The sequence below is a fragment of the Moorena sp. SIOASIH genome (assembly GCF_010671925.1).
Classification (GTDB): Bacteria; Cyanobacteriota; Cyanobacteriia; order Cyanobacteriales; family Coleofasciculaceae; genus Moorena.
Genome location: NZ_JAAHIH010000015.1, coordinates 1 through 11159, shown reverse-complemented (window position 1 = coordinate 11159; position 11159 = coordinate 1). Strand labels below are relative to the sequence as shown.

Genomic DNA, 11159 nt, shown 5'->3' with positions numbered 1-11159 from the left:
ATGTGCCATTAGACCCGGCCTATCCCCAAGAACGCCTAGAATATATGTTCGCTGACTCCCAAGTGTCAGTGTTACTAACTCAAGAACAATTATTAGCTCAACTCCCCCAACATCAAGCCCAAGTAGTTTTTCTAGATAGAGATTGGGAAAAAATAGCAACTGAAACACCAGAAAAAGTAGAGAGTGAAGTCAGTCCCCAAAATTTAGCTTATGTAATTTATACATCAGGTTCCACAGGTAAACCGAAAGGAGTATTGGTAGAACACAAGGGACTATGTAATCTGGCTACAGTTCAAATGCAAGGGTTTCAAGTCAACTCCAACAGCAGAGTCGTTCAGTTCGCATCATTAAGTTTCGATGCCTCCATCTCGGAAATAGTCATGGCTTTAGGTTCAGGAGCCAGTTTGTACATAGGCAGTCGAGATACTTTAATGCCTGGAACTGGTTTAAGTCAGTGGTTGCAGTCGAACAAAATCACCCATATCACCATACCCCCCTCAGCTCTGGCAGTGATGCCAAAAGAGGAATTACCTGATTTAAAGACCATAGTAGTAGCAGGAGAAGCTTGCCCACCAGAGCTAATATCCTACTGGTCTGTGGGGCGACAATTTGTGAACGCCTACGGACCAACAGAATCAACAGTATGTGCCACCATGGCCGAATGCTCACCAGAGTGTTCTGTACCACCCATAGGTAGGCCGATCAGCAATACTCAAATCTACATCCTAGACAAGAATTTACAACCAGTACCCATAGGAGTACCTGGTGAAATTTATATAGGTAGTGTTGGTTTAGCTCGTGGGTATCTCAACCGAGAGGATTTAACAAATCAGAGATTTATCCCGAACCCCTTTGACAACTCAAAAGTCAACCCCCCCCTTACCCCCCTCCTTAAGGGAAGTCAAAAGTCAAAATTATTATATAAAACGGGTGATTTAGGCCGTTATCTAGGTGATGGGAATATAGAATTTATCGGGCGGATAGACCACCAAGTCAAAGTGCGAGGATACCGGATATAAACTGGAGAAATAGAAGCAACCTTAACTCAACATCCCAGTGTCAAACAAACAGTAGTAGTAGCCAAGGAAGATAACTCAGGTGCTCAAGGTCTAGTAGCATATATAGTACCATTAGTTGAAAGCAATATCACATCAAACCCAGAACTATCAAACACTCAAATCAACAGTTGGCAAAACCTATTTAATCAACAAATTGATGAACAGAAGAGTGAAGTAACCGACCCATTATTCAACATCTCAGGTTGGAGTAGCAGTTACGACAACCAATCCTTACCAGAAAGGCAAATGCGAATCTGGGCAGGGGATATTGTAGCTCAAGTATTAGCACATAAACCGAAAAAAGTATGTGAAATAGGTTGTGGAACCGGGTTGCTACTATTTCAAATCGCCCCCCACACACAAGCCTATTATGGCATAGATATATCTAGGATTTCCCTAGAGTATATCCAACAACAAATACTCCAAGAACCAGAGAAATATGCTCAGGTCAATCTAGCACAGAAAAGAGCAGATGAGATCGGTGACCTATCAGCTCAAAACTTCGATGTGGTGATTCTCAACTCGGTAATTCAATATTTTCCGAATGTAGAGTATTTGTTACAAGCAATATCTGAGGCAATTCAGATAGTCAAACCAGGAGGAATCATTCTCCTGGGAGATGTCCGGTGTTTACCATTAATGAAAGCCTTTCACAGTTCAGTGCAACTCTATCAAGCAACTCCCTCACTGTCACGACAACAACTCAAAGAAAAGATAGATATAAAAATGGAGCAGGAGAGAGAGTTGTTAGTCTCACCAGAGTTGTTTGTAGCTCTCCAAGAAAAACATCCAGAAATAACTCATGTACAAATCCGTTTACAGAGGGGAACAGAACACAATGAACTGAATAAATATCGCTATAGCGTACTGTTGCATATAGAGGCACAACCAGGAACAGTAATAACACCGACTGTAGAAAGTGGAGGGGCTCTGAGTGTTCAACAGATAGAAACTTATCTGCGAGACATTGGGCCAGAATCAATTTGCTTTAGTGGTTTAGTCAATGGCAGAGTAGCTAATGATGTAGAGTTGGTAGAGTGGCTATCACAGCCAGAATCAAAACAGAATGTACAGCAGTTGAGGCAGTTTTTACAGGAGAAGCGAGTCAATGGCATCGACCCAGAGAGGCTACATCAACTGAGTTCGGATAATGGGTATTCTCTAGAGTTGTGTTGGTCTGCTCAGGGAGGTCCGGAATTGATGGATGGGGTATTTGTGCGCAGTGAGTTAGCCAAAGAAGGGATAGTGTTAACACCACTAACTCAAAAATCGGTGGTAGCAAGTAATTGGCATAATTATGGGAATAATCCCTTGAGTTCCCAGTTCAGAAAGGAACTGATACCAGAGTTGAGAGAGTATCTACAGTCGCGGTTGCCAGAGTATATGGTGCCATCGGGGTTGATGGTGTTGTCGCAACTGCCTCTGACTCCCAATGGCAAAGTAGACCGTAAAGCTTTGCCTGTAACGGATATGGCTAGTAGTGTGTCAACGGAGTATGTAGCTCCACAGACACAGACACAGAAGGCATTAGCAGAGATTTGGGCAGAAGTGTTGGGAATAGAAAAGGTGGGAATACATGATAACTTCTTTGATTTAGGTGGTCATTCTTTGATGGCAACTCAGGTTGTTTCTCGGGTGCAACAGGCTTTTGGGAATGAACTGACTTTACAGGGTTTATTTGAGTCACCAACTATTGCTGGCATAGCTAAAAATATTGAAGTGCTGCGTCAGCTACCCCAAGATAAGACTACGTTAATTTCAGAAACAGAAGAATATGAGAGATTTGTGTTATGAAAACAGTTAATTTTATTTCTTACCTGCAAAATCTGGGTGTTAAACTTTGGATAGAGGAAGAGCAACTGGAATGTTATGCTCCCAAGGGAGTAATGACAGCAGAGCTAAAACGGAATCTAGTGGAGCGCAAGACAGAAATTTTAGAGTTTCTTCGAGAAGTACAAATAACTAAGAAATCTGTAGCTAGTTCCATTCAATCAATTTCTAGGGAGCAGGTAATCCCGTTATCCTATGCACAACAAAGGCTATGGTTTATAGAAAAAATGGCCTTGAGTAGCAACGCCTACAATATGCCATTAACTCTACATCTAGTAGGAAAACTAGATTATGTAGCCCTACAAAAAAGTCTCAACCAAATCATCGCTCGCCATGAAACCCTCAGAACCACCTTCAGTGAAATCAACGGCACACCAGTACAAATAATTCAACCCCCCTTTGAATTAGAACTACCCAAAAAAGACCTAAGTGGGTTAACACCATCAGAAGCTACCACCAAACTCCAACAACTACTCCAACAAGAAAATGAACTTTCATTCAATCTAGAAGTAGACCCCCCCATACGGGCAGGGCTGTTTCAACTAGGAACAACAGAACACATCCTGCAAATTACATTACATCACATCGCTTCCGATGGCTGGTCACTGACAGTATTACCTAAAGAACTTTCGGCTATTTACACTGCCACACTGTTCGAGAAACCATCCCCATTACCAGAGCTACCCATACAATATGCCGACTTTGCAGTTTGGCAAAGGAACTACTTACAAGGTAAAACCCTCGAAACCCAACTAAGTTACTGGAAGCAAAAGCTCCAAGATTTACCTCAACTACAGCTACCCACAGACCATCCCCGACCCGCAGTAGAAACTTTTAATGGAGCAGGTATACCCATAAACATACCAGCAGCAGTAACATCAAAAGTTAAACAACTCACCCAAAAGCAGGGAACCACCCTATTTATGACCCTGTTAGCAGTATTCAAAGTATTGCTGTCTCGTTACAGTGGTCAAGAAAGTATAGCAGTAGGAACACCGATAGCTAACCGCAACCGCAGTGAAATAGAAGGGTTGATAGGTTTCTTTGTCAACTCCCTAGTCATGTACACAGACCTGGGAGGGTTCCCAAGTTTCACAGAAGTATTAAACCGAGTTAAACAAACAGCTTTAGAAGCTTATGGTCACCAAGACATACCCTTTGAGAAATTGGTGGAAGAGTTGCAGCCAGAACGGGCACTATCGCAAAACCCCTTATTTCAGGTGATGTTTGCGGTGCAGCAGTCGGAAATCTTAAAACCATCCTTCAACCTGCCTAACTTAGAAGTAGGTTGGTATGAAGGAACTGGAGCCGAAATGACAGTGCGGATGGACTTAGAATTCCATCTGTGGCCAGTAGGAGAAGAAATCAAAGGATTCTGTGCCTATAACAGAGACTTGTTTGAGGCCGAAACTATTAGCAGGATTTTGTCACATTATAAAAACTTACTATTAGCAGCAGTAGAGAATCCAGAGCGACCTATTAGCCAGTTGCCATTAATGACAGAGCCAGAGCTAGACCAGATACTGGTGGAGTGGAACAACACCAAAACAGATTACCCAAATGACAAATGTATCCATCAGTTATTTGAAGAGCAGGTCGAAAAAACACCAGATGCAGTAGCAGTAGTATTTGAGGAGCAAAAGCTGACCTATTCCCAATTAAATAGCAAAGCTAATCAACTCGCCCATTATTTGCAAAAATTGGGAGTAGTTCCAGAAACCCTAGTGGGAATATGTGTAGAGCGTTCAGTCGAGATGGTAGTAGGTTTATTAGCCATACTCAAAGCCGGAGGAGCTTATGTGCCATTAGACCCGAATTATCCAATTTCCCGTCTCAAGTACATGGTAGAAGATGCACAACTATCCATCATCTTGAGTCAAGAACAATGGCAACATTATCTACCTCAAACGGCAGCTCAAGTAATATGTTTGGAGCCAGACCTACCAAATACAGCAAGTTCAGAAAACCTAACAGTATCAATAACATCAGAGCATCAGGCATACATGATGTATACCTCCGGTTCAACAGGTCTACCCAAGGGAGTGAACATCAGACATCAAGGAGTAGTGCGACTGGTAAAAAATACCAACTATATTAAGCTCACAGAAGAAGACATATTCCTACAATTAGCACCCATATCCTTTGATGCAGCTACACTTGAAATTTGGGGCAGTCTGCTTAACGGAGGAACCCTAGCAGTAATGCCACCCCATCAACCCTCCCTAGCAGAAATAGGAGCAGCAATTAGGGAAAACCAAGTCACGACCCTATGGCTGACAGCAGGATTATTCCAACTGATGGTAGAAGAGCAACTAGAAAACTTAAAATCATTAAAGCAACTATTAGCAGGAGGAGACGTATTATCAGTAACCCATGTGCATAAAGTAGTAGAAAAACTCCCAGGATGTCAACTAATCAACGGTTACGGGCCAACAGAAAACACCACATTCACCTGCTGTTTCCCAGTCAAAGCTGATAGTAATCTAGAAAAATCAGTACCCATAGGCAAGCCAATATCCAACACCCAGGTATACATCCTGGACTCAAATTTACAACCAGTGCCCATAGGAGTGCCTGGAGAACTTCATATTGGAGGAGATGGTTTAGCAACAGGCTACCACAACCGCCCCGAACTCACAGCCGAAAAATTTATTCCTAGCCCTTTTGAAGACTCAAAATTATATAAGACGGGGGATTTGGCTCGGTACTTAGGGGATGGCAACATAGAATTTATAGGTCGCATAGACCATCAAGTAAAAATCCGGGGATATCGTATCGAAACCGGAGAAATAGAAGTAGTTCTCAATTCATATCCCATCGTTAAAGAAACGGTAGTAGTAGCAAGAGAAGACAACCCAGGAGATAAACGTTTAGTAGCATACATAGTACCAGAAACCCAAACCACAACCACCTCCAACCGAGAACTATCAGAAACCCAAGTAGATAGTTGGCAAGACATATTCAATCAACAAATCTACGACCAACTCAGTGAAGTAACTGACCCCCTATTCAACACGAGAGGATGGATTAGCAACTACGACAACCAGCCCATACCAGTAGAGCAAATGCGCATCTGGGCAGGAGATATAGTAACTCAAGTATTAGCCCAGAAACCAGAGAGTGTGTGGGAAATAGGTTGTGGCACAGGAATGCTCCTGTTTCAAATCGCACCCCAGACAAAAAAATATTATGGAACAGATATCTCCAATGTCTCATTAGAATACATCAAACAACAAATAGAACAGGAACCCGACAAATATGGTCATGTATCCTTAGCACAGAAACGAGCTGAAGACATGGCTGATGTGGCAGATAACAGTTTCGATGTAGTCCTACTGAGTTCAATAGTGCAGTATTTCCCTAGTGTGGAATATCTGTTGGAAGTAATAGAAAACAGTATCAGGGTAGTCAAACCAGGAGGGATGATTTTCTTAGGGGATATCCGGAGTTGGCCATTAATGAAAGCCTTTCACAGTTCAGTGCAACTGTATCAAGCAACTCCCTCACTGTCGAGACAACAACTCAAAGAAAAGATAGACATAAAAATGGAGCAGGAGACCGAGTTGTTAGTCTCACCAGAGTTGTTTGTAGCTCTGAAAGAAAAACATCCAGAAATAACTCATGTACAAATACGTTTACAGAGGGGAACAGAACACAATGAACTGAATAAATATCGCTATAGCGTACTGTTGCATATAGAGGCACAACCAGGAAAAGTAATAACACCGACTGTAGAAAGTGGAGCGGCTCTGAGTGCTCAACAGATAGAAACTTATCTGCGAGACATTGGGCCAGAATCAATTTGCTTTAGTGGTTTAGTCAATGGCAGAGTAGCTAATGATGTAGAGTTGGTAGAGTGGCTATCACAGCCAGAATCAAAACAGAATGTACAGCAGTTGAGGCAGTTTTTACAGGAGAAGCGAGTCAATGGCATCGACCCAGAGAGGCTACATCAACTGAGTTCGGATAATGGGTATTCTCTAGAGTTGTGTTGGTCTGCTCAGGGAGGTCCGGAATTGATGGATGGGGTATTTGTGCGCAGTGAGTTAGCCAAAGAAGGGATAGTGTTAACACCCCTAACTCAAAAATCGGTGGTAGCAAGTAACTGGAATAATTATGGGAATAATCCGTTGAGTTCCCAGTTCAGAAAGGAACTGATACCGCAGTTGAGAGAGTATCTACAGTCGCGGTTGCCAGAGTATATGGTGCCATCGGGGTTGATGGTGTTGTCGCAACTGCCTCTGACTCCTAACGGTAAGGTAGACCGTAAGGCTTTGCCTGTACCGGATATGGCTAGTAGTGTGTCAACGGAGTATGTAGCTCCACAGACGGAAACACAGAAGGTATTAGCAGAAATTTGGGCAGAAGTGTTGGGTATAGAAAAGGTGGGTATACATGATAACTTCTTTGATTTGGGAGGTCATTCTTTGATGGCAACTCAGGTTGTTTCTCGTGTGCGACAAGGATTGTCAGTAGAGTTATCTGTAAGTAAGCTATTTGAAAATCCTACTATCAAACAATTAGGCGCTGACATTGATGCGATAGATGACGATGCTTTTTTAGCAGAACGACTAGAAACAATTTCTAACAATCAAGAAAAATTAGAAGAAATCGAACTATGAAAACAGTAAAAAAATTTTTAGAGAATCTGGCTAATCAAAATGTCAAATTATGGCTTGAAGGTGAACGCTTGCGTTGTAAAGCTCCAGAGGGAGTATTGACATCAGAGCTACAGACTCAATTAAGCAATCGTAAGCAGGAAATTATTACTTTTTTACAACAAGCTAATTTAAAGAGAGAATTCAAGGAAAACTTAATTAAGCCTATTGAGCGAAACGGCAACCCCCCACCATTATCCTATGCCCAACAAAGGCTATGGTTTATAGAAAAAATGGCCTTGAGTAGCAACGCCTACAATATGCCATTAACCTTACATCTAGTAGGTAAACTAGACTATGTAGCCCTACAAAAAAGTCTCAACCAAATCATCGCTCGCCATGAAACCCTGAGAACCACTTTCAGTGAAATCAACGGCACACCAGTACAAATAATTAAACCCTCTTTTGAACTAGAACTACCCAGAAAAGACCTAAGTGGGTTAACACCATCAGAAGCTACCACCAAACTACAACAACTATTCCAACAAGAAAATGAACTTTCATTCAATCTAGAAGTAGACCCTCCCATACGGGCTCAGTTGTTTCAACTAGGAACAACAGAACACATACTGCAAATCACATTACATCACATAGCTAGTGATGGCTGGTCACTGACAGTATTACCTAAAGAACTCTCAGCTATTTACACTGCCACACTGTTCGACAAATCACCCTCATTACCAGAACTACCTATACAATATGCTGACTTTGCTGTCTGGCAAAGGAACTACTTACAAGGTGAAACTCTCGAAAGTCAACTCAACTACTGGAAGCAAAAGCTCCAAAACTTACCTCAACTACAACTACCCACAGACCATCCCCGACCCCCAGTTCAAACTTTTAATGGAGCAGGTATACCGATCAACATACCAGCAGCAGTAACATCAAAAGTTAAACAACTCACCCAAAAGCAGGGAACCACCCTATTTATGACCCTGTTAGCAGTATTCAAAGTATTGCTGTCTCGTTACAGTGGTCAACAGAGTATAGCAGTAGGAACACCGATAGCCAACCGCAACCGCCGAGAAATAGAAGGGTTGATAGGTTTCTTTGTCAACTCCCTAGTCATGTACACAGACCTGGGAGGGTTCCCAAGTTTCACAGAAGTATTAAACCGAGTTAAACAAACAGCCCTAGAAGCTTATGGTCACCAAGACATACCCTTTGAGAAATTAGTAGAAGAATTGCAACCAGAACGGACTCTATCCCAAAACCCCTTATTTCAGGTGTCGTTTGCGGTTCAGCAGGAGGAAATATTAAAACCATCCTTCAACCTGCCTAACTTAGAAGTAGGTTGGTATGAAGGGGCAGGAGCTGAGATGACAGTGCGGATGGACTTAGAGTTACATCTGTGGCCAGTAGGAGAAGAAATCAAAGGATTCTGTGCCTATAACAGAGATTTATTTGAGGCCGAAACTATTAGCAGGATGCTGTCACATTACCAAAACTTGCTCTCAGCAGCAGTAGAGACTCCACAGCGACCTATGAGCCAGTTGCCATTAATGACAGGGGCAGAGCTAGAGCAAATACTGGTGGAGTGGAACAATACCAAAACAGATTACCCCACAGACAAATGTATCCATCAGTTATTTGAGGAGCAGGTAGAGAAAACCCCAGATGCAGTAGCAGTAGTATTTGAAGGACAATTGCTCACCTACTCCCAATTAAACAGCAAAGCTAATCAACTAGCCCACCACTTGCAAACCTTGGGAGTCAAACCAGAAATGCTAGTGGGAATATGTGTAGAGCGCTCAGTCGAGATGGTAGTAGGTTTATTAGCCATACTCAAAGCCGGAGGAGCTTATGTGCCATTAGACCCGAATTATCCAACTTCGCGTCTCCATTACATGGTAGAAGATGCACAACTATCCATCATCTTGACTCAAGAAAAATGGCAACATCATCTATCGGACACAAAAGCATCTGTGATTTGTTTGGATACAGATTCCGAAATTATTAATCAACAGAGTCAGCAAACGCCAGAAAATCAGGTAACAGCTAATCAGTTAGCTTACGTTATCTATACTTCAGGTTCAACGGGTCAACCAAAAGGAGTAACTATTCCTCATCAAGGAGTAGTTCGGCTTTTTAGCAACACCAACTATGTGCAATTGGAGCCAACAGACCGAGTAGCTCAAGTTTCCAACACCTCTTTTGATGCAGCCACATTTGAAATTTGGGGAGCTTTATTACACGGAGCAGTGGCAGTAGTAATTCCCAAATCTGTACTCCTTTCTCCTCAAGAGTTTGTCAACTATATCAAACAAGAAAAAATTACTACACTGTTTTTGACAACAGCTTTATTTAATCAGTTAGCCTACTCAATACCAGAAGCATTCAGTACCTTGAAACATTTGTTATTTGGAGGAGAGGCAGTAGACCCGAAATCAGTGAAACAGGTACTTGAGAAAGGGGCACCAGAAAGATTGCTTCATGTCTATGGACCGACAGAAAACACTACATTCTCTTCATGGTACAAGGTGACTAAAGTAGCAGAAGGAGCAACAAATCTGCCCATAGGTAAGCCAATATCCAACACCCAGGTATACATCCTGGACTCAAATTTACAACCAGTGCCCATAGGAGTGCCTGGAGAACTTCATATTGGAGGAGATGGTTTAGCAACAGGCTACCACAACCGCCCCGAACTCACAGTCGAGAAATTCATAGTCAACCCCTTTGACAAGTCACAAGCCACAAGATTATATAAAACTGGAGACTTAGGACGTTATCTACCAGATGGCAACATCGAATTTATAGGTCGAATTGACCATCAGGTAAAAATTAGAGGATATCGTATTGAAACCGGAGAAATAGAAGCTACCCTAACTCAACATCCTACAGTCAAAGAAACAGTAGTATTAGCAAGAGAAGATAACTATGGTAATAAAGGTTTAGTAGCTTATCTAGTGCTAGAAAGTGAAATTCTAGAAGTATCAGAGACAGAACAAATAGATAAACTGAAACATTATCTGAAACAGCAGTTGCCAGAATATATGATACCTAGTAGGTTTGTACTGTTGTGCCAACTGCCTCTGACTCCCAATGGCAAGGTAGACCGCAAGGCTTTACCAGCACCAGATTTAGCTATTAGTGCGTCAACAGAGTATATGGCTCCACAGACGGAGACACAGAAGGTTTTAGCAGAAATTTGGGCAGAAGTGTTGGGTATAGAAAAGGTCGGAATACACGACAACTTCTTTGATTTGGGGGGTCATTCTTTGATGGCAACTCAGGTTGTGTCTCGGATACAACAGGCATTTGCAGTGGAGTGCCCTCTCAAGACTCTTTTTGAAACGCCAGAGCTAGCTAGTTTAGCTCAGAAACTGGAGAAATATCTAGCAGCAAGTGAGGGTGTGGAGACAATAGCCATCACACCAAGAGTGAAAGACGGCAACCCGCCACCATTATCCTATGCACAACAAAGGCTATGGTTTATAGAAAAAATGGCCTTGAGTAGCAACGCCTACAATATGCCATTAACTCTACATCTAGTAGGTAAACTAGACTATGTAGCCCTACAAAAAAGTCTCAACCAAATCATCGCTCGCCATGAAACCCTGAGAACCACTTTCAGTGAAATCAACGGCACACCAGTACAAATAATTAAACC

At 42.3% G+C, this 11159-nt stretch carries 4 protein-coding genes; all 4 read left to right on the top strand.

Annotated features, from left to right (window positions below; genetic code table 11):
* Positions 1-1019: amino acid adenylation domain-containing protein (locus tag F6J90_RS43995; RefSeq protein ID WP_366514014.1), on the top strand; the 1019-nt coding region annotated here is incomplete at its 5' end.
* Between the two features lie 9 nt (positions 1020-1028).
* On the top strand, positions 1029-2852 hold the full coding sequence (locus tag F6J90_RS43990; protein ID WP_366514015.1) for a methyltransferase domain-containing protein: 1824 nt from the start codon (positions 1029-1031) through the stop codon (positions 2850-2852).
* Positions 2849-7510 carry a non-ribosomal peptide synthetase gene (locus F6J90_RS43270; RefSeq protein ID WP_293109115.1) on the top strand — a complete coding sequence of 1554 codons (4662 nt, stop codon included), beginning with the start codon at positions 2849-2851 and terminating at the stop codon, positions 7508-7510. Before F6J90_RS43990 ends, F6J90_RS43270 begins: the two co-directional genes overlap by 4 nt.
* A partial coding sequence (locus F6J90_RS43265) for an amino acid adenylation domain-containing protein (protein WP_293109113.1) occupies positions 7507-11159 on the top strand: 3653 nt, incomplete at its 3' end. The genes F6J90_RS43270 and F6J90_RS43265, both read left to right, overlap by 4 nt.

Excerpts from the sequence above, each read along its gene's own strand:
- F6J90_RS43270 (WP_293109115.1), top strand. The coding sequence starts at position 2,849 with ATGAAAACAGTTAATTTTATTTCTTACCTGCAAAATCTGGGTGTTAAA.